This window comes from Burkholderia sp. Ac-20353 (genome assembly GCF_017104785.1).
Lineage (GTDB): Bacteria > Pseudomonadota > Gammaproteobacteria > Burkholderiales > Burkholderiaceae > Burkholderia.
In genome coordinates, this window is the sequence record NZ_JAAGPL010000074.1 from 11,698 (window position 1) to 33,635 (window position 21,938).

Sequence of the window (21,938 nt, forward strand, 5' to 3'; positions counted from 1 at the left end):
TTTCCTCGTGTCGCTTTCGTATTGGTCATGCAATCACGCGGTTGCCGTTGCAAAAAACGGGTCCGCGCGTCTTGCGAAATTTATTGCCGCCGTGGAACACTTACCCGATCCATCGTCAGCGAGCCTGATAATCGTCGAAAATTCCCGTTCCGTATTGCCGGTGCGCAGATCGATACCCGTTGTCGGCACCGCCTTGCCGAATTCGAATGCGCTCCAGCCGCGTATCTTGTCCTCGGACTGGCCTTTGTAAATATCGGCAATCGCCTGATGGATAATCGCACCGGCAAACGACGGCGCCGTCAGCCGGATCAACCCGTCCCCTGCCGCCGCTTCCAGCGCCGGGCCGAGAATGAATCGCTGCACCGTATCGGCCGACTCGGGCGCGTCGAACGTATCCACCACCACCACCTCGTCGGCATGGCCGACATAGATGTAGCGGTTGAACGTCGCGTCACATGCCTTCACGGCGTATGAACACGCGATCCTAACGCCGTCGTCCGATTCCTCGAATCTTTCGATCCGCCCTGACACGGGTCCGAACTTCGACTGAACCTCATGCCGCGGCAGGCCATCGAGCGACGCCGGGACAATGCCGCTATGTCCGGTGGTCGACGTAATGCATCGAGTATACGGGTTGCTCTGATCGTACGAGTAACTCCCTGCATCGATGACGACGTCCACCCCCTTGTATTGCAGATAGATCGACGAATCGTCCATCTGCTTATGCCATTCCGTCCTTCCTCCGCATACCAGCGAAAAATAGAAATCGTCCCGCTTCACCACTGCAAAGCCCGATTCGAAAAAGCAGAATGCGCCATTCCTGGACGGCAAACCCAGCTCGTATCGGGGCGAATCGCCGATCGGCGGAATCGTCCCGCCCGGAAGTACGCACAGTTCGAGCGCCCCACCTGCCCGTTCGATCAGCGCATCGATTTTCCGTCGCAATTCGTCGGCCATGTCGAGCGAGGAAAGCACCGCTCGAAGTTTCCGGTAGAGCGACAGATTGAAATTGTGATACCCGATCGTGTTTTCATTACACAGCCCGTCCCGGTCGAACGAATCGTCGGCCAGTTCAAGAACGCGGTCCGCGGCAATCGTGACGTAACCGCGGCCCGCATTATCCGACAAAAGCGCGCCCACGTAGATAAGCGACGTTGAGCCCATTAACTTGTGGTTGCCGACGCCAAGATTGCGGTCGTCTGCGAGCCATTCCGCCCACAAGTGGATTTCGCGCAGCAGTCTCGCTCGAAACTTCGGAAGTTCCGGAGCCTCGCTTTCTTCGAGCAATTGATAGCACGTCAGCAGCACCTTCAGCCGCTCGCTTGCCGAATGATCCGCGGACGGAATGGCGCCCACCATCTGCCGGTTCTCCGGCGACGCATTGAACTCCATGAAGTCGGCGATCAGATCGATCGCCATCCGGCGCGCGGATTCGTCGTTCCGACTCTGCCAGGTCGCGAGCAGACGACCGACATAGGCGAGCGAGAAATACCACATGCGATCGGCGTTCAACGTGAACGTGTGGTTCCACGGGAAGTGCTCCCCCAGGGTAACGCCGATACGCGTTGCTCCCGCCATGAACGACATCTGTGCGACACCGTCCTGCAACCAGTCCGGCGGCAGCGCATGATAGTCGGTCACCAGTCGAACGCGGTCGAGGCCGGACGGACGAGGACTCACCGAGCGCAAGAAATCGTCGGCACTCAGTACCTGTACCTCTGCTGCGTCGGCGTCGGCGTCGGCGTCCGCGCGCGACGCGCCGGCCGTTTCGCTCACTTTCTCGAGCACGAGGAACCCGTCGCAAAACGCCGCGCTCCACTCGGTCACATCAAAGAACGCCAGCGCACGGAACTCCCCGCCCTTGAAGCCTGCCTGGAAACCGCTGTTTTCGACCGGGCACCCCTTGAAACGTTTGCTCAAATATTCGGCAACACCATGACCGGTTTCCTCGCTGACCCGGCTCGGAAACGGAACGCCAATGACGGCGCCCGCCGGCTGCGCGGCCATCGAATTCGACAGCCCTCGCGACACGAACTCCACGAATCGCTCGGGAGCCGGTGCGTCGACCACCGGGACCGGACGGCCGATCTTGCTCGTCATGTGCTCGAGGGCTCCGTCGATGCCGATCGATTCGCGTACGAACGTCCACTCCGAGAGCCGCAGCTTCTCCTTCTTCCTGCCCTTCTCTTGCGCCGTCAACGCAACAGGGGTATCCGTGGGTTCGTCATGTTGCGCGTCGTCGGTCAATGCGGGAATCACGCCATCGTAGGCGAGAAAATTCCGCGGGGAAAAGCCGACGCTGCGCCTGAACGTATCGATTCCACTGTTGGGATCGGTGATGTACATGTAATTCACCGCCTTCACGTGGCGATGATGCTTGATCAGCTCATCAACCACGTGCATCACGTTGAGATTCATCACGCCGTTCGCGATGTGCTCCTTGTGACACAGGATGTGATTGATCTGCGCGATTTCGCCGAACAGGAAAAGGGTGACGTACGAGACCAGACGGTCGCCCTGGAATATGCCGACGAATTTTTCGGTATGAATGGCACAATCCACCGGGCTGGGTGAAATCACGTATTTCGGCGGATTCGAATGGAAATACTCGGGTATCGGCCGCCCCTGCCGCATCGGATCGGACGTCCTGATTTCATAGATATCCTGCCCGAACGCGTCCGGACCGACGTCCCTGAACTCGTAGCCGAGCCTTTGCGCCTTGCGGATCATGTTCCTGGATTTGTCGCCGATCGACTTCAGATACTGATCGAGCGACGCGGGAACGTCGAGCAATGCCGGCTTCGCGCGCTGCAACGACGCAGGAACCAGTTCTCCGGAGCGGGTTTCGACATAGATGTCGTCGCGGCCGAACGCCTCGGCCTGCGAGCGCAGGCTGAAATCGTCCATCGACTCGAACCAGCGATTGCAATGCGCGACGCAGTTGAAACCGCATCCCGATTTCCGTACCAGAAAATTCGCCGACAGCGGGCGCGTTCCATCGGCAGTCAACGCGTGCCATTTCTTCATGACCTTCCTGGCTGCTCCAGGAAATTCGGGCACGGCGGCCTCGCTCGTCAGAACCACGTCCTGGAGCACGATCGGCGTGGTCATGTTCCACGGCCGAATCTGAAAGCCGGTGATCTCCGGCACCGCGTCGAACTCGAATTCGATCCGGTCACCGTTGATGAACGGCAACAGGTACTTGTAAAAGCCCGTCGTCGTCTTGATGAAGCCGATCTCTGCTGCCTTGACCTCGGTCAGTTGCTCGCCGGTGATCACGAAGAGCAGGTTCGCCTTTTCCGGCGGCGCCCAGCCGATCATGGCGGACAGGCGCACCGACGTCTTGTGTTCGATGCCGAGCCCGCCGCTCAGAACCCCGTGCCCGCGATTCAATACAACCTGATCAATCCATGCTTCATTCATAGCGAAACCGCGCCGTATTTGTCGATCGCAAGCTCACACGCCTGCTTCATTTCCATGAGATTTCCGTAGGTCATTGCACTTGGATAACGATCAATGCCCGGACACTTTTACCATTTCGATTTCGTCCGGCCCGGACTGCGCCAGCTTGACCAGAAACGCATTGATCGCCTCCTTCGGGGGCGGCTCGTGGCCTTGTGCAAGACTGCCGAGATGCAGAAAGAACCTGTCCTCCAGCCAGCCCCAGTATTCGCTTCCTGTGAATGACGGCAGGCTGGCTTTCTCCAGAAACGGTTTCAGATGATAGTCGGTGTGCCAATCCGTGAAATTCTGAAGATAAATCACCCGATTCTCGATGCCTTTGTACGCGCCCCCCAGATCGGCCACGGCGACACCATCAAGTCTCTTCTGAAGTTCGCCGAGATCGTCGGTGCCAAAACATACGCGCCCGAAGTTCCGTACGGCCATTTCCTCGAATGCCAGAATCGACGTCTGCGGATTCCATACGAAGGCCGTCGAGTCCGCAAACTTCGTAGACAGATAAAGCGAAGCGAAGCCTCCCCCCGATCCCCCCCAGAACACGAGTCGTTCCGGAGCGAGGACCGAACGGACCTTTCGCGTAATCAACTCGTACACGTATTGCAGCGGCGTCGTCGACGTGCCGACGTGCCATGCGAGCGTCAGGCTCGGGTCCAGCAGCAGCGCCGGGTCAGAGAAAATGAGGATCGAGCTGTTTACGTTGCTCATCATCGATACGCCGCTGAACACCGGCAACTTGAATACTTCGGACCGCGGGGCGTTGCCATGCAGGAAGCAAAAGAGCGCGGGGCTGCCGCGGTCGACGACCAGAAACTCCAGCAACAGATCATTGACCGGGACGATATGGGCGGAGCTTTCAAGCGTCGGTGCAGCCAGGAACTCGCTGATGCTCGCCCAGACCTTTGGCGGATACCGGCCGGCGTCACGCGAATCCGCGTATCGTTCCGACAGGCCCGCCACTGACGGGCTTGTAAGCGCAGCAAAGGATTTGAGCGTAACGAGATCGCTCGCCCCCCAGGTCTGCACATTGAAGTGCACGACACCGGCAAACGCTACGGCCTGCGAGAATTCCCAATCGATCGAAACGGTTCCCGCCGTCGTGGGGATGTACCTATACCACCATCCGTGGTGCGAATGCACGAATCCCATTTGCTCGAGATCCTCAGGCGGCTCTTCGAACTCCACTTGGACCATCGCCTGATTGAGTCCTGTCAGCGGTCCGCAATGCAGATCGAAGCAGAGGGTGAATCGATTCACATCCGTGATATCGAGCGAAAATTGCACTCCCGTGTCGGAGAGCAGAATACCATCCAGCGAGTGGTGGCAATTCCGGCTTTGTTGCATCATGGTTCAGGTCAGCAAAAACGTATACAAATGATCCGAAAGTGGTGAGCAATGAATCAGCTCGCAAAAAATCGGTCGGTTTTATTCGCAAATGCTTTCGCGGCATCCGAGCATTGCTCCGGGTCGTCGCCATTGAGCATCACAATCGACGAGAACTCGCCGGCGACACGACCATTCCGCATGTCGATCCCCGTCGTCGCCGAAATTTCGCCAAATTCGTATGTACTCCAGCCTCGTACCTTGCCGTCCGTCTCGCCACGGTAAAAGTCGACGTGCTGCGACGAGTGAACGATCGCGCCCTCAAACGAGTCGCCCTTCAGCTTGACGATCCCCTCTTCCGAAAACGCCGAAACATTGGGCGCAAGGAGAAAACGTTGTACGGCATCGTCGAGATTCGGGGATTTGACCGAATCCACGATGACGACTTCGCCACCCCAGTGAACAAAGACGAATCTCCGGAAGCTGGTCCAGCAGCCGGGAACGGTATAAGCGCATTCGATACGCACGCCGTCGTCGCTCTCGTCGAATCTGAGGATGCTGCCCGACACCGGCCCGTACTTCGCAATCAGGTCATATCGCGGCAAGCCGTCAAACTGGGACAGGAACACACCACTGTGCCCGGCCGACGACGAGATACACCTTGTATGCGGGTTGCGCTGATCGTACGAGTAGCTGCCGCCATCGATAAAGACGTCCTCGCCCTTGTACTGCAGATATATCGCCGTATCGTCCATGTGCTTGTGCCAGTTCGTTCGCCCGCCACAAATCAGCGACATATAGAAATCATCGCGCTTGACGACGGCAAAACCGGAATCAAAGAAGCAGAACGACTTGTTCAGTGAGGTGACTCGCGATTCATACCGCTGGGAATCACCGATCGGCGGGATCATTCCGTCCGGAAAGACGGACAGTTGCAGCGCCGTCATCGCCTTCTCGAGTATCGGCTCGATCTCGACACGCATCTCGGCAGCTATCCCGAGTGTTTCGAGTGCGTCGTAAACCTGCGTATACAACGACAGATTGAAATTGTGGTATCCGATGGTATTTTCATTGCAAAGTCCGTCTTTATCAAAAGACTCCTTGAGCAACGCCTGCACCCGACGTGATGCCGTTTCCAGATACACCGCCCCAGCCTCGTTCTTGAGGAGCGCATAGGTATAGAGGAGCGACATGCACCCCATCAGCTTATGGTTGCCGACGCCAAGATTGGACTCCTCCGACAACCACTCCGCGGAATAGTGCACTTCCGCGAGCAGCCGCGGCATGAGCGCGGCAATCGCATCGTCATCAGTATCCTTGACGAGCTGATGCAGGGTAAGCATGACCTTCAGCCGCTCCGCGGTGGCATGGTCCGCCGAAGCGATGCCGTTGACGTTGGCACGGTTTTCGGGAATGGCGACGTAATCGAGATAGTCGGATGTCAGTGCCAGCGCGAGCTTCAGCGCCGGCTCGCTCCGCTCCGTCTTGAACGTCGCAAGCAGTCGCCCGATGTAAACCAGCGAGTAATACCACATCCGCACCGAGCTGTTCGGCAGCTCGGAATTCCATTCGAATTTTTTATTCAGGTCGACATCAATGATCGTCCGCGCGTAGGGAATACACATTTTTGCCGTATTTCCGGATAACCAGTCGTCAGGCAGTGGCTTATACTCCTCGACCAGATTGATTCGATCCAATTCGGTCGCCCCCGACGAGATCGACGACATGAATGCATCCCGTGTTACGAACGTTGCCTGTACCTTTGGGGCTGCAATCGTGTCAGCACGTACGCCGGCCTTTCCGAATTTCTGAAATGCCTCGGTCAAGCCGCGTACGTTGCTGTGTCCAATCGCCGTCACTTTCTCGAGTACCAGCAGCCCCCTGAAAAACTGAGCTTCATCGTCGCTGACGTGAAAGTAGCCCAGTGCGCGAAAATCGCTTCCTTTGAACGCAGTCTCAAAGCGTTCATCGGCAATGGGGCTCGTCTTGAAGCGTCGTTGCAGGTAGTTGGAGAGTTCGTCGTCCGACTCAGGTATGCGATCCGGAAACGGAACGGCAAAGCAGCTTCCCGGGTTCCAGTCGATCACCATCTCGCTCAGTCCCCGCGACACATAGCGTTCGAAGTCGTGATAGGCCGGCATCGGCAGACGCGTGACCCGGCGGCCCAGCCGTTTCTCGATTTCCTGCATGACATCGCCGGTCACGTTCTCACGCCTGAACGTCCATTCGGTATCCTTCGCCTTGATCCTTACAACAGGCGCCGACTGCGCAACGGATTCGACCGCGGGTTTCCGGGCAAGCGTACGCTTCGAATACAGGCGCATGACGCTGTCGTACGTCACGAAATATGCGTCTCGAAATCCGACGCTTTCCTTGAAGTGATTGATCCCGCCCTGTGATTTGCCGAGATACAGGTAATTCAGATACTTCACTTCCGGCTGGCATTTGATGAGCTCGTCCACAACGTGAAACACGTTGAGGTTCATCACACCGCTGTTTGCATACTCGCGATGGCAGAGAAGATGATTGACTTGCGCGAGTTCGCCGAACAGGAAAATCGTGACATACGAGACGAGTCGATTTTCCTTGAACACGCCATAGAACCGCTCCGTATGCAACCGGCAACCAACCGAGCTCGGATTCAGTACGTGAGTGGGCGGGTTGGCGTAGTAGTACTCCGGGATCGGACGCCCCTGGCGCATCGGATCCGAGGTTCGGATCTCATAGATGTCCTGCTCGAATCCGTCAGGGCCGATCGCCCTGAACTCGTAGCCCGCTCGTCGCGCCTTCCGAATCATATTGCGCGACTTGTCACCGATCGACGACAGGTATTTGTCGATCGACTCGGGAATCTCCAGCATCGCCGGTTGAGCGCGCTGAACGCTCGCGGGAATCAATTCCCCGGTATCGCTTTCGATGTAAACGTCGTCACGCCCGAACTCGGCGCGTTTCGTGCGAGTTTCGTAACCATCCATCGATGCGAACCATTTATCGCAATGGGCTACGCACGCCGGACCACATGAAGTTTTCCGAACCAACAGGTTGGCGGCAAGCGGACGCTGGTTCTGCGTATTGAGCGGCTCCCACTTTCTGACGATCCGGCGCGGTCGCGCATGCACGAAATGGACTTCCGGGATCGGACAGACGAGTCGAATATCCTCGAGCATCACGGGCGGCACCCCGACGCCCCATAGCCGAATGTTGAAAGACGTGACTTCCGGCAGGACATCGAATGCATGAACCAGGATATCGCCGTCCAAGGACGGCTTCAGATAACGATAGTAGCCCCCGTTGGTCCTTGCAAATCCGATTGCGGCTGCATGCTGCTCTGTCAGGCCTTCACCGTTGATGAGAAGAAGCAGATTCGTGTCGTTCGGCAATCCGCCCGCGATCGTCGCGCTCAGTTCGACCGTCGCTCTCTCGTTCACGCACGCGACGCAGTAAATCGTCGGCTGCCGCTCACTCAACACAACGCGGTCCAAGTATTGTTGGCCCATCTTTCCCCTGCACGATCATTATCGACGGTGCAGCTCGGTATGTCGCTCGAGCTACGCTCCGCCAGTTTTCAAGGTCTCGCTACCACGTGCACGATCATCGGCGCAAGCAGCGTCATTCGCATCCATGCGCCACAGTCAGCAGAACGCCGGTCGTGAACACGGTTTCGCGACTGGCCCGAATGCGCGTGCGACACTTACCCTCGAGCACGGCCGCACGACTTGTCGGACACGGCGCCCCGATCAATCCCGAAAGCAGGCGATCTCGCGCTCGATCACCAGCTCGTGACCGCTTTGCCGTCGTACTCGGCGCGCCGCTTCGACGCTCATCGCCACAAACCTGTCCGGGTTTTCGGCCAGGGCCAGCATGCCGGCCGCAATCGCATCCGCATCCTCCTCCGGCGCGAGCACGCCGCAGGATTCGTCAACGAACTCCGGAATCGCCGCGACGCTGTTCGTGACCGGCACGAGGCCCGACGCCATCGCCTCGTCGCGCGAAACGCCTTGCGTGTCCATCCGCGACGGACACAGGAAAATTCCGTATTCCTTATGCAGGTCGGCAATCTCGCGTTGCGTCAGGAAGCGTCGCTCGATCCTGACGTTCGGGAATGCACGAAGCGGCTCGACCGTCTCGTCGAACAGGACGCCATCGCCGACCAGATGGAACTGCATCTCGCTGAAGCCCGGCTTGTCCGAGAGCGCGAGAATCGCCCGCACGCTCAGATCGTTGCCGTACACCTTCGACGCATACGGCCGGATCGACAGCACCTTCTTTCTCAGTTCGACATCTTTCTCGACGTAGTTGAACCGTCTGGTATCGATCGGATTGTGGATGACGCTGTATGCGTCGTTCGGCAGCACGACCCCGAGATCCTCCATCGCCGTCGTCGCAAGATATTGCGAAACGAAGACGAGATGGAGCGACGACGGCCGTTCATTCAACACGTCACGCCAGAACGCGAGGCGCTTCTCGCTCTTTGCCGCAGCCGCGGTGCGCTGCTCGCCATCGTCGTAGAGGAACGCCCGTCGCTCGAAACTCTGAATGTCGGCACCATGGGCCCACACGACGATCTTCATGCGGTCCGCGTGTTGCTTCAGCACCTGCCACATTGCCTCGTCGAGGAAATGGACGAGCACGGAACGGTATCGCCCCGTCTCCAGCAATCGGTTCAGGACATCGGCGCCGCCCGTCATGACGTCGATGTTCTCGAACTCCTGGTACTCCGCCATCTGTTCGGCGCGGAAACGGAACACGTCGCTGCGCACGCCGTGCTCCCGATAGCCGCGCACCCGGCTGTGCACGAATCCGTTGCGATAGAGATCGTCATACGACGGATAGTGATTCGTCAGCACGAGGTGCTGCCCTTGCGCGAACACGTCGGCCGGCAGAAGCGACCGGTGGCCGAGCAGCAACGATTGAACGCGCGCGGAGCCGCCCGCATACACGCGCAGGCCAAGCCGCAAGTACGCAGTGTTCGCGGGCAGCTCGACATCGTGGTTGCGGTTGGCGGCTTTGACCACGTGGCCAATTCGCGTCTTCGCGGCATCGAGAAACAGCACGGTGATCTGAAGATTCAGGCCGGGCGTGGTTTCCAGATGGAACCGCAGGTGACCATTGTCGACCGAAAGCGCCGACGGCTCGAAATCCCGGTCTGCATACCAGTATTCATGCGTGCCGTCCGGCAACGCCGAATCGACCTGCAGGCAGCCGCCGCGCTCGACCATCGATACACGGCTGTTGGCGGGCGCCTTCGTCAGCATTGCTGCGAGGTCGCCGCCACGCAGTTGCGGAAGCGCGGCGCTGTCGACCTTCTCGGGTTCGATCGCTTCCGCCCGCTTCTGGATTTCGGCCAGTGTCAAACCCTGGTCGGCCATAACCGCATCGTCGACGGCCGCACGACCGGCGTCATCGAGTGCGACACCGCTGCGACAGTAGTTGAATTCGTCGACGGCAAAGCCTGCATCGCTCTCGAACTGTGCGGTGTACGGTTCCCTCATCCATTCGCGCAGCGTGACGCTCGGCAACGTATCGAGGCGCGCGATACCGGCTCGTGCCGGCACGCTCTGAACGTGTTTGTAAGCCGCTTCGCCGCGGATCAGCGACAGGCCCTTGCTGCTCGACCATACATATTGTGCGACCTTGCCGATCGCAAGTGCATTCGAGTATCGCGTGGCCAGTGCGAGGTCGGTCAGGTAGTGCTCACCGTAATGATCGTCCGCGACCATGACGGACAGCCATGCGGCCGGCGACGCGAGCGTCGGCAGCGTCACGGTGTCGGATTCGAGCGCAGACAGCACGCGCACCGTGTCCCCGTCCGGGATCCCCGTCGGGCTGAACTGCTCAGGCACGATGAGCACCAGCGTCTTCGATTCGTATCGCTGTCGCGCGAACGACTGCAGGATCCGATCCGTCTGTACCTGATCCTTCGCATAACCGATCACGACGATCTGCGGCAGCAACGACGGTAACTTCTCCTCGCTGACCTTCGAGATCACGTAAGCGAGCCGATCCTGATAGGTATGCTCGCGCATCACCTTGCGCAACGCGGCGAGGCGAAGCTTGCGCGTGCCGGCTTCGTCGCCGCCCAGTGCGTCGAGACGCCGCCGGATTTCCGATCCGCTGTCGCTCGTCACGACCAGGTCGCCGAACATCAGGCGCACGCCCCGCGAGAAATTGCTGACCGTGATCGTGTTCGATGCCAGCAACTCGAACACGCGGCGCGCAAACATCGATTGCGATTGCTTGATCGAGTTCAGATTGATCGCGTATTTGTAACCCTTGTACGCCTTGTCGATTTCCGAATACGGAAGATTGCCGACGATGAACGGCTGATACTCTTCCGGGAACTGGTAACTCGAATCGTTCTTTCCGTAGTTTCTGTCGTAGATCTCGAGCGGTCGATACTCGGGCAGATTCACGATGAAGTTCCCGAGATCGCGTGTCCGCTCCGGGTACCGGACGTAATAGGCGCCTGCGAAACAGAACGCGTCTTTCCGCTCGTACTTCTCGATCGGGTTGTTGACGATCGGCTGCGCGGCGAACGGCAGCAGATAAACGCGCTCGTGCCCAAGCGCGGACTTGTATCGATGAATGCAGTCGATATCCGTCGTGAAGACAAAGTCGAACAGCTTCGCTGTCGAAAGGAACGTCTCGAAGTGGACAGGATCCTCCTTGTTCCAGAAGATCGTCGGGATCTTGTGATCGCGGCACCACTGGACGATACCCACGACTTCCTGGCTCATGTGGCCGACCTTGCTGCCCCAGAGGTCGTCCTTGCCCCGCCATGCCGACTCGATGAACAGCATGTCCGGGCTGAACGCGCTCAGCTCGGTCTGCCAATGCGTCGGCGTCAGCTGCAGCAGATTGCATTCGGGATCGTACGAACCGAACGTAAACTCGTCCATGATCGCCGCCACCTTGAGCTGCTTCATGCGATGCGCGAGTTGTTGCCCGTTGTCGTCATGCAGCCCCTGCAATCGTGCGCGTGCAGCGTCGGCAACATGCTCGATGATTTCGCTTCGCCGCGGGCCGGAAATGCCGGGCACGGCGGGCCTCGCATGCCCCGTCTTCTGTCCCTTCAGGCTTTTCTCGTGGCGTCGCTGCCTGGACAACTTGTGAATCGCCAACAGCTTGCCCGGCAGCGCGAAAAAGCCGCCCCATGACTTGGTGCCGAAAATCAGCGCGTGTCCCAACTGGAACGACAGCGTGTTCTTGGTGCGCAGCACCTGCTGATTTGCGGCGATCAGCTGCTGGCGCAGGCGCTCGACATGCGCGTTCGCTTCCGTCAACGCAACCTTGTGGCGGACGGCATCCAGCTTGATACGCTCGAGAGTCGAGATGCTGGCCTTGCTTTCCGATCGCTGAACCGAAAGCGTCGAGCGAAGTTCTTGTCGCTCCGCCTCGCGGCTGCCGCGCTCCGCTTGCAGCGCATCGATTTTTTCCTGAAGCGACGCAAGTCCGTCGGTGTGCAGCTGTTCCTGCTGCTTCGACAGCTCGCTTGCCGATTCGATTTCCGTGGTCAACTTCCCGATCGTCTCGCTGCGCCGCGCGAGTTCGCTCTCGAGCGTGTCGAGCTCGCCCGTCAGACGGTCAATCCGCTCCGTGTATTCGCGCGCCGTCGATTCGAGCGCGTCGATCATGAGTTCTGTGTCGGCGCGATATTGCGCGAAATCCGTGCTTTCGCGTTCACGCAACGCATTCAATGCGTCGTATGTCGAAGCAAGCTCGGCAATCTTGTGGTTCTGTCGGACGTCGTCCTCCAACCGGTGCGCGAGCTGCTCCTCGAGTTCGGCGGTCTTGCGGCGTGCAGCCTCCTCGACGTCGCGCAGCCTTTGAATCTCCGCGTCCAGTTGCGCGATTGTCTCGTCCTGGTTCGATCGCTCCGCTCGCAAGGCCGCACATTGCTCCGCATACTGGTCGCATTCCTGTCTCAATGCGGCCGACTCCCGGATTCGCCGGTCCTCGAGATCCGCAAGGGACGTGTTCAGCGCGGCGATTTCCGCGTTGAGCCGAACGATGTCGTTCGACTGATTTCCGCTCAGGTCCCGCAGCGTTTTGATCTCTGCCGTCAGATGCGCGCGCTCACGCCCGGCCTCCGCTTCGGCAGCAAGCTGCGCGACCCGCTGGTCGTTCAGATCGGCTGACAGCTTCTCGGCACGCGACACGAGATTGGCTTGCTTCGCGTTCAGCGACGTCAGTTGTTTTTGCACGCGTTCGCGCTCGGCCTGGACACGCCCCAGTTCCGCGTCGAGCGTCGAGGCGCGTAATTCGAGGACGCGATTGTCGCCGACCGCGCGCTGGAATTTCGCCTGCGCCTCTTCCAGTTGATGCCGAACGGACGCGGTTTCTTCCTGCACTCTTGCCAGCTCCGCCGACGTGCGCGATTCCAGCTCGGCTGCCCACCGCTGCCAGTCGTCGAGGCGTTCCTTGTTGGTCGCGTCGGCCTGCTCCGACAGCGCCTGCCGAACCGACAATTCGTGTTCGTTCTCTGCCAGGCGCCGTCCATATTCGGACGCTGCGTTCCGCGCTTCGTTCAGCTCGTGACGCGCGGCGTCCAGTGCGGCCAGATTCTTTTCCATCTGCGCCTTGAGCGCGGCAACGCGGTCCGCCGCACTTCGATGATCGGCGCTCGTCGCGTCGAAGCGCTGCTTGATCGCCGCCAGATCCGTTTCGAGCGCGAGCTTGTCGGCGGCCAGATCACTGACCTGCGACTTGTACAGCGCGACCTTCTCGGTCGCCGTGCGGTACTTGTGGTTCGCGTCGCCAAGCCTCTGCTGCGCTTCGTGCAATTGAAACCCGGTGTGGTAAATGCCTTGCGCGACTGCATGGCTCAAGCGGGAATGAAGCTGCTCGGGCGTTGTCTGTTCGTTCGGAACGAACAGATGCGTCGGCGTCGCGTTGAAGGTTTCCCAATACCCGTAGCCGAGCGCTGCGAGATGGTCATTGACTGCGAAGAACTGACCTTCGTCGAGACACTCGACGTAGATCAGCGGACGGTCCTTTTCCAGCAGCTTCGACGCGCCGCGGAGAACGTCCAGCTCCATTCCCTCGACGTCGATCTTGACCAGCTTGACAGGCGCATCGAACGCAAGCGAGTCGAGGGTGATGACATCGATATCGCCCTCTCCCACTTTCACGGACTGCGCGCCCAGATTGTCGACGTGAATTTCGGCGAACCGGCCTTTCCCGTTCGCCGCGCCGACCGCACATTGCCGTACGGTCATGTGCTCGCCGGCCCCGTTCTCGTTGATGCTCCTGCGCAGCGCGTCGCAAAGCTCCGCATTCGGTTCGAATGCGATGACCTCGCTGCCGGACACCATGGCCATGTACAGCGCGTGGTTGCCGATGTTCGCGCCAACATCGAGGATCAATTGCCCGGGCTGCACCCGCGAAGCCATGTCCTCGAGCATCGCGTGTTCATAGGGCTGGCCCTCGCCGCTGATCCGGCCCTGGATATAGTCGGTCGTCGCGTGAGGAAGCAGTATTTTGTAATACGTGTTTCCAACATGCAGTTCACAGTAGCTGTCGTCCGATTCGACATTCACGCTCATACCGACTTCCTTGCCTCGTTATCGTTCGAATTCGCCCGTCCGCCACACTCGGCCGACGAGCGCTGGGGCCCTCTCAGGCCCAAATACCCTTTGCATCGACGAGCCGCTGGTCCGCACGCAGCTCGGGCTTGACTTCCTTGAAGTGCGCATGGTCCACGAGCATGACGAGCACGTCCGCCTGCTTCACCGCGTCATCCCGCTCCGTCAACTGAGCGCCGAACGCGCCCAGCCCGTTCGGAATCGCTTCGATATGGGGCTCGACGGCCATGACCTGCCCCGGATAGGCCTCGGCGAGCTTGTGTGCAATGTCGAGCGACGGGCTTTCGCGCAGATCGTCGATGTTGGGCTTGAATGCGAGCCCGAAGCACGCGATCCGGATATCGGACGGCGACTTGCCGGCCTCGCAGAGCGACTCGATTTGCGCGCGAACCTTGTTGATCACCCAATGCGGTTTCGAATCGTTCACTTCACGCGCCTGCCGGATCAGCCGCGCCTGCTCCGGCGTCTTGTTGACGATGAACCACGGATCGACCGCGATGCAGTGTCCGCCGACGCCCGGGCCCGGTTGCAGGATGTTGACCCGCGGATGGTGATTCGCGATGCCGATCAGTTCCCAGACATTGATGCCGAGCTTGTCGCAGATCAGCGAGAGCTCATTCGCGAACGCGATGTTGACGTCGCGGAACGCGTTTTCCGTCAGCTTCGACATTTCGGCCGTACGAGCATCGGTGACCAGCAGCTGCCCCTCGACGAACGTGCGGTAGACCTCTTGCGCACGCACGGCGGACGCATGGTTGACGCCGCCGATCACACGATCGTTCTCGATCAGCTCCCGGATGACCTGGCCAGGCAGCACCCGCTCCGGGCAGTAGGCAACCCACACATCGCATTCGTCCTGGTCCTTGGTCGGGAACGTGAGGTCCGGACGCGCGTTCGCCAGCCATTCGACCATTTGCTCGGTCGTACCGACCGGCGACGTCGATTCGAGAATCACGACGTCGCCTTTCTTCAGAACCGGCGCGATCGATTCGCTCGCGGCCTTCACGTACGACAGATCGGGTTCGAAATTGCCGTGGAAAGGGGTCGGCACGGCGATCATGAAAGCATCGGCGGCTTCCGGACGCGTCGTTGCGCGCAGCCACCCTTCCTTGACAGCAGCATGGACGACGATATCGAGTTCCGGTTCGACGATGTGAATGTCGCCGCGGTTGATCGTGTCGACCGCATGCTGGTCGATATCGACACCGATCACCTTGATCTTGCGCGACGCGAGAACGGCTGCCGTCGGCAAGCCGATGTAACCCAGCCCGATGACGGAGATAGACTGAATGGAATGTTTCACGGGACGTCCTTGATGATGTGATGGCTCGCGGCAAGTCGTCGACTTGCCGCCTGTGACAGGTCTGCGGACAAGCGGCACGCTTGTCCCGAACGCGGAATTACTCGGCGAATGCCTGCGTGGCGTCGGAAGCGACGGCCGTGAGCTGCACGTCGCTGCGGTCACCACCGCCTGCGAGCTGATCGACGATGCGCTTGCACGCGAACCCATCCCCATACGGGTTGTGCGCGCGCGCCATTTCCTCGTAGCGCACCGGATCGTCGAGCAATTCGCGACAGGCGGAGACAATTCGACTGCTGTCGGAGCCAACCAGACGAACCGTGCCGGCGGCGACCGCTTCGGGCCGCTCCGTCGTGTCACGCATCACGAGCACGGGCTTGCCGAGCGACGGCGCTTCCTCTTGAATCCCGCCCGAATCGGTGAGGATCACCGTTGAGCGCGACATCAGATAGACGAACGGCAGATAGTCCTGGGGATCGAGCAGGTGAACGTTCGAAATACCGGAGAGAATCTCTTCGGCCGGCAGCTTGACCTGCGGATTCAGGTGAACCGGATAGACGAAATCGACGTCCGGATAATGTGCCGCGAGCTGGCGGATCGCCTGACAGATGTTCCGGATACCGTCGCCGAAGTTCTCACGCCGGTGAGCCGTCACGAGCACCATGCGACGCCCGTCGCGCAGCGACGGAAACACGCTGCGCATCTGGCTCTGCAGCGCGTCGTCCCGCTCGAGGCGCCGGGTCACCGTCAACAGCGCGTCGATGACGGTATTGCCCGTCACGATGATGTCTTCGTCGCGCACGCGCTCCGCGAGGAGGTTCTCCCGCGACGCCACGGTCGGCGCGAAATGGATGTCGGCGAGTTGCCCCGTCAGCTTGCGATTGCCCTCTTCTGGCCACGGCGAATACATGTCGCCGCTACGCAGCCCCGCTTCGACGTGTCCCACCTTGATCTTCAGGTAGAACGCCGCAAGCGCGCTGGCGAACGTCGTGGTCGTATCGCCATGCACGAGCATGTAGTCCGGTCGAAACGATTCGAGCACGGGTGTGATCTCGTTCACGATATCGCACGTGATCGACTGCAGCGTCTGCCCCGCCTTCATCAGATTCAGGTCGTAGTCCGGCTTTATCTCAAAAAGCTCCAGGACTTGGTCCAGCATTTGCCGGTGTTGCGCGGTGACGCATACGCGACAGTCCACACCCGGCTTCCCCCTCAGCGCATGCACCAGTGGCGCCATCTTGATCGCCTCTGGCCGCGTGCCAAACACGGTCAGAATTTTCATGATTTATTTGTTGCTTTTGTATTCGCCCCAGTCGGGGCAATTCGCCGGGATGCGCTCGTGCCAAGACGCGCCGCGGCCCTCTTTTTGTTACGTTACGCAATCCGTAACCGCGTAACGTAACGCCCTGCCAAATCACCAGAAGATCACCTTCGCGGCCACCGCCATCTGATACAGGATCTGCGTGATCCCGCGCGCGATCTCGATGCTCTTCGATCTCACCTTCGGCAACACCATCAGCTCGTCGCCTGCAGCAATCTTCGTACCACCTTCGGCAAGCTCAGCCTTGCCGTTCTGGTGAATCACGACGATCTTGCTGTTGTCGGCCTTCTGCGTGTAGCCGCCAACATGCGAGATGTAGTCGTTCGTCGTCATGCCCGACTGCCATTCGACGGCATTCGGGAAGAGCACCTCTCCATGCACCATGACAACGCTGGTTCGTTCGGGGATATTGATGACGTCGCCGTCCTCGAGAATCACGCTCCCCATCGTCTGCTCGTTGAGAACGACTTGCCCCTTGAACTCGGTCTTGCTGGCAAGCGCGGCAAACTTCGTGATGTTCTCCGCTTCCTTCGAACGCAGGTTCGCTTCCTCGCTCGTTGCGGACGGCGCCGACAGCGCCCCTTCCTGGAGCTTCTGCAGTTCGACGGCGAGCATTTCCTTCTGCCTGTCCGCCACTGACTTGCGGAACAGCTGGGCTTCGTCGACACGCGACAACGGATTCGTCCTGACCTGCGCCAGCACCTGGGCCATCGTCGCGCCGTACGGCAGCACGAGCGCGTGCTCGCCGGAATGCGCGCCTTCGACGCGGACCTGAATCGTGCCGGCGTAGCGGTCCGACGTGACGAACAACTGGTCGCCGTCGTTGAGCTTGATATTCGCTGCCTGGGAAATCGGGTAGTACTCGCTCGTCCGCTCCGTGCCCTGACGACGCACGATGCTGACGTGTGTCGCGCCCGGCTTCGGCCGCGCCACGGCCAATGCCTGCTGCATCGAGATCACGGGCGCCGCGAACTCGAAGTCGTACGCGTTGTACACCTCGCCGCGAACCGTGAAGATGTGCTCACGCGGCCCCACGACGATCACATCGCCATCGGCCAGCTGCAGCTGGTCGATCGTGCCGTTCAGCAGGAAGTCATAGAGGTTGAAGTGCTTGCGCACGACGCCGCCCCGCTTGACTGTCACATCGACGTAGCTGCCCCGGTCGACGTCGACACCGCCGGCCTTGTCGATATAGGACAGAATGCTCTCGGACGCGATGCCGCCATACATGCCAGGCTGCTTCACGTACCCCGTGACGTACACCTTCACCGGCTGCGCAACGTCGAGGCTCGCATAGACGTTCACGTTCGCCTTGTAGACCTTGCGCACTTCGGCGAGCACGCGGCCGTTCAGGTCGGCGTTGCGGACACCTGAAACCGTGACTGGCCCGACATTCGGCACGAAGATATTGCCTTGCGGATCGACGACCAGCTGCCCGTCGAATGCGAATGCGCCCCACATGCGCAGCGTCACGGTGTCGCCGATGCTGACCTGGTAACCGGGATTGAAGCCGGTGCCGCGGCTGTTGTGGAAGGTTCCCCCGAACAGCTGCGAGCCGAACATGTTGTTCGGCGCCTGCGGCGCGACGGTGACGTCGACAGGGCTCGGGGCAGCGCCGCCTGGGCCGCCCTGCTGACGAGAAAGCCTGCCGCCCTGAAGCGCGAGCGATGCCGCCGCCACGGCGTCGGGGTTATAGCTGAAGCCGGTCGAGGTCGTGCCGCGCATGCTGCCATCGGCGGCGCCTTTCGCCGAAGTCGAGCCACTGTCGCCCTCGGTCGTCGAAAGTCCGAACAGCGCGTCGCTAATTCCCGCGAAAGCACTTGTGCTTGCGGCAGTCAGGACGAGCACCGCCAATGCCTTCCGGCTTCTTGATAAATTGGTCATCTCAAATTTTGCGTCCCCGTCGACGGCCGCGCGATTTCAACCACCCAGTCCGCGGCAACGACGGCAACAGCACCCGGTTTTCTTATTTGGCGGAACGTGGTGCTGCCTGATATTGGCAGCACCCGATCCTCATACGGACCTGCATCAGGTCCGGTGATCCTCGATGATCGCCTGCGTCAGCCTGATGACACCAAACAACAGCAACAGACCCACTGCGAGCGACGTCAAAATGTGAAGCTTGCGCGGATACTCGGCCTCTTCCGGCAGGTTCGGCGTCACGATCACCGAAAGACTCTTGGCCTTATGAGCCGATTCGATGCGTGCCTTCTCGAACGTCGACAGCGAGACCTTGTACAGGTCCGTCGCAAACTGCAAGCGTGCCTTGAGTTCCGCATACTGCGCGGCCGTGCGGTTCATCTTGCCGTCGCCGGGCGCACTGAGCTTGGCCCTCTCGACCGCAATCTGCGCGGTCAGCGCCGACAGCGCATTGCGTTTGGCCACGACAGGCGGCGCATCGTCATTCATGTAAGTGAGCAGATTGCGCAGTTCCGCCTCGAGCTCCGCCTGCTTGGACTGCATCTCCACCACCATCCGGCCGCCCGCCTCGGCGCTTGCGGTCGGATCCAGCATCCCGGTCTTGTTCTCGAACGCGATCACCGCATCGCGCGCAACCTTCACTTCGTCGTACGAGCGGTCGATTTCCTCTCGCGCGAACTGCATGTCGTTTCGGGAAATGCGATGCGACAGTTCATTCAGGAACGTCTCGCTCTCACTGACGAGCGCCCGATTGAACGTCCGCGCGAACTCCGGCGTCAGCCCCTGCGTACGGATCGTCATCATCCCGGTCTTGTCATCGACGTCCACGCTGACGCGGCGCAGGTAGTACTTCAGCATCTCTTCGCGCGTCGCACTCGGCGAAAGCCGGTTGGGCAAGTCGAGGCCGACATGACCGAACACCTGCTTCAGCTTCAGCCGCGCATCGATTTTCGCGAGCATGTCCGGCGACTCGATGTACTCCTTGAGCACGATCGCATCGTCGCGCGCAGAAGCATCGCCGCCACCGCCCAGCAAAGCCTGGATGTTCAGCCCCGAGCCAACGGATCGCCCCGAATCCTTCACCTGCACCATCGATTCGCTGACGTAGCGGTCCCGGGAAATCAGCCCGAGATACAGACCGCACGCGACGAGCGGCACCGCAATAAGCGAAACCTGCAGCGGATGCTTGCGCAGCTTACCCAACCAATCAGACATTGTTCTCTTGTTTGTAGACTTCGATCGCTTCGTTCACGTCCGGGTAGTACGTAACCTTCCCGTTGCCGATCAGCAACCCGACATCGCAGATACGGCGCACTTCATCGAGACCGTGCGAAACGAAAATAAACTGACTGACGGCCCGCCTTGCCTCCATCAGCGCTTCACTCTTCTTTCTGAAAACGGCATCCCCGACCGCGGTCACCTCGTCGATCACGTAATAGTCGAAATCAAAGGCCATCGACAGCCCGAAGCCCAGCCGCGCCCGCATACCGGTCGAATAGCTGCGAATCGGCATGTCGAAGAACTTGCCGAGATCGCAGAAATCGGCGACGAAGCGCACCTTATCCGCCAACTCATGCTTGCCCGCGTACAGCCGCGCGACAAACTTGACGTTCTCGCGTCCGGTCATGCTGCTCTGAAACCCGTTTGCGAGACCGACCGGCCACGATATGCGCTTGTTCGTCACCACCCGGCCGCGATCAGGCCTGTCGATGCCCCCGATAATGCTGAGCAACGTACTCTTGCCCGCACCATTGCGCCCGATCAAGCCGATACTCTTGCCCGACGGCACTTCGACATTGACGTCCTTGAACACGTAATGCCGACCGGACGGGGTTTTATACGACTTCGTGAGATTCTCGAGACGGATCATGATCGCAGCAGGGACGGTTCGCGCGCCTTATACAATGCAAGGCCGGCGAACAGGACAACGAGCGCGCTGAACGTCATATATACGAGACTGACGTTCTCAACCGCATACGCCGGCACAACCGTATGCCGCAACAGTTCGAGCGCGTGAACGAGCGGATTCCACAACACCCACCCCCGGTACTCCGCTGGAATGGTCGTCAGCGGATACATCACCGCACTCATGAAGTAAAGCGGCCGCATGAACAGCGGAATAATTTTCTCGCTGACCGGAAATTCATGGCCGATCACCATGAAAATTATTCCGATCCCCAATCCAAAAAGCACCAGAACGCCCCAGATCGCCGCCAGCTCCGGAATATCGCTCAACTGAACCGACTGCCCGCTCAGATCGAGAATCACCAGCAATACGACCAATACGACGGCACTGATAATGCACTCGAGGCCCGCGCGTGCGATCAGCGTATCCAGCGGATGCACCGGGCGATAGCTGAGCAGGCCGAGATTCGCCTCGAGCGCGTTCAGCGATCGCAAGGCGATATTGATAAACATGAAATACGGCACCAGACCGCAAATCAAAAATACCGGAAACGGAATGCCGGGCATCGTGTGCTTCGCGATCAATCCAAGAATCGCGAACAACACGAGCATATGAACGACCGGCTCGAGAAACACCCACAAATAGCCGAGCCGATGCTTGCCGAACCGAGTCTTCAGTTCGCGCAAGAACAATGCGTATATGACTCTACGCTGAATAGAGAACGCCTCGCCCAGCCTGGAGCCCCCGTTTGGCGGTTCTCCCATATGCAACCCCGGTTCCTTTTATCGCTTATGTCTTACGCGCTATGGACATGCGTCAATGCCCGGCGTAACCCGAAAAATTAATTCCGCTTGCCTCTGCCAAACTACCGAGGCGCCGCATTGTACCAGTTTACAGGTGCGAAAACTTGCTTACTTTTAAAACTTTTAACGGTTTTATACAAGCTTGCGACATGCCGACTGTCAAGACTGTCAATCATGACAGGAAGCAAAACCACCACCCGCGCGAGCCCCGCCCACCGCGGCTCCGCCGCCCCCACGCTCAATTCACGAAACAATGTTTCGTAAAATTACGTAATAGAATGGGAGCGCTTCCCACGGAAATTCCTTTCCTTACAGTCACCAC

General features: G+C 59.6%; 10 protein-coding genes. All 10 read right to left on the reverse strand.

Annotation, left to right across the window (positions count from 1 at the left end; all coding sequences use genetic code 11):
• Positions 1-33 precede the first annotated feature (33 nt).
• Positions 34-3,336, reverse strand: a complete 3,303-nt coding sequence (locus tag G3N94_RS21365; protein ID WP_346778720.1) for a heparinase II/III family protein — start codon at positions 3,334-3,336, stop codon at positions 34-36.
• A 177-nt stretch (positions 3,337-3,513) separates the two neighbouring features.
• On the reverse strand, positions 3,514-4,806 hold the full coding sequence (locus G3N94_RS21370; protein WP_205794561.1) for a hypothetical protein: 1,293 nt from the start codon (positions 4,804-4,806) through the stop codon (positions 3,514-3,516).
• A 53-nt stretch (positions 4,807-4,859) separates the two neighbouring features.
• Positions 4,860-8,279, reverse strand: coding sequence for a heparinase II/III family protein (locus G3N94_RS21375; protein WP_205794562.1), 3,420 nt, complete (start codon positions 8,277-8,279; stop codon positions 4,860-4,862).
• Between the two features lie 240 nt (positions 8,280-8,519).
• A complete protein-coding gene (locus G3N94_RS21380) occupies positions 8,520-14,327 on the reverse strand; it encodes an FkbM family methyltransferase (RefSeq protein ID WP_205794563.1) in 5,808 nt (1,935 codons plus the stop codon).
• A gap of 73 nt (positions 14,328-14,400) precedes the next feature.
• Positions 14,401-15,669 carry a UDP-N-acetyl-D-mannosamine dehydrogenase gene (wecC, locus tag G3N94_RS21385; protein WP_205794564.1) on the reverse strand — a complete coding sequence of 423 codons (1,269 nt, stop codon included), beginning with the start codon at positions 15,667-15,669 and terminating at the stop codon, positions 14,401-14,403.
• Between the two features lie 97 nt (positions 15,670-15,766).
• Positions 15,767-16,948 (reverse strand): UDP-N-acetylglucosamine 2-epimerase (non-hydrolyzing), encoded by a 1,182-nt coding sequence (wecB, locus tag G3N94_RS21390; protein ID WP_241021989.1) that lies wholly within the window; start codon positions 16,946-16,948, stop codon positions 15,767-15,769.
• 132 nt (positions 16,949-17,080) lie between these two features.
• On the reverse strand, positions 17,081-18,712 hold the full coding sequence (locus G3N94_RS21395) for a polysaccharide biosynthesis/export family protein (protein WP_241021990.1): 1,632 nt from the start codon (positions 18,710-18,712) through the stop codon (positions 17,081-17,083).
• Positions 18,713-19,015: 303 nt separating this feature from the next.
• Positions 19,016-20,122: a lipopolysaccharide biosynthesis protein gene (locus G3N94_RS21400; RefSeq protein ID WP_205794566.1), complete on the reverse strand. Its 1,107-nt coding sequence runs from the start codon at positions 20,120-20,122 to the stop codon at positions 19,016-19,018.
• A complete protein-coding gene (locus tag G3N94_RS21405) occupies positions 20,115-20,777 on the reverse strand; it encodes an ABC transporter ATP-binding protein (RefSeq protein WP_205794567.1) in 663 nt (220 codons plus the stop codon). The genes G3N94_RS21400 and G3N94_RS21405 overlap by 8 nt, the downstream gene beginning before the upstream one ends.
• Positions 20,774-21,577, reverse strand: a complete 804-nt coding sequence (locus G3N94_RS21410) for an ABC transporter permease (protein WP_205794572.1) — start codon at positions 21,575-21,577, stop codon at positions 20,774-20,776. Before G3N94_RS21410 ends, G3N94_RS21405 begins: the two co-directional genes overlap by 4 nt.
• Positions 21,578-21,938: the final 361 nt, after the last annotated feature.

Bases quoted from the DNA above. Each gene is read 5' to 3' on its own strand.
- G3N94_RS21375 (WP_205794562.1), bottom strand. From the start codon at position 8,279: ATGGGCCAACAATACTTGGACCGCGTTGTGTTGAGTGAGCGGCAGCCG.
- G3N94_RS21380 (WP_205794563.1), bottom strand. From the start codon at position 14,327: ATGAGCGTGAATGTCGAATCGGACGACAGCTACTGTGAACTGCATGTT.
- G3N94_RS21370 (WP_205794561.1), bottom strand. From the start codon at position 4,806: ATGATGCAACAAAGCCGGAATTGCCACCACTCGCTGGATGGTATTCTG.
- wecB (WP_241021989.1), bottom strand. From the start codon at position 16,948: ATGAAAATTCTGACCGTGTTTGGCACGCGGCCAGAGGCGATCAAGATG.
- G3N94_RS21405 (WP_205794567.1), bottom strand. From the start codon at position 20,777: ATGATCCGTCTCGAGAATCTCACGAAGTCGTATAAAACCCCGTCCGGT.
- G3N94_RS21410 (WP_205794572.1), bottom strand. From the start codon at position 21,577: ATGGGAGAACCGCCAAACGGGGGCTCCAGGCTGGGCGAGGCGTTCTCT.
- G3N94_RS21395 (WP_241021990.1), bottom strand. From the start codon at position 18,712: ATGCGCGGCACGACCTCGACCGGCTTCAGCTATAACCCCGACGCCGTG.
- G3N94_RS21400 (WP_205794566.1), bottom strand. From the start codon at position 20,122: ATGTCTGATTGGTTGGGTAAGCTGCGCAAGCATCCGCTGCAGGTTTCG.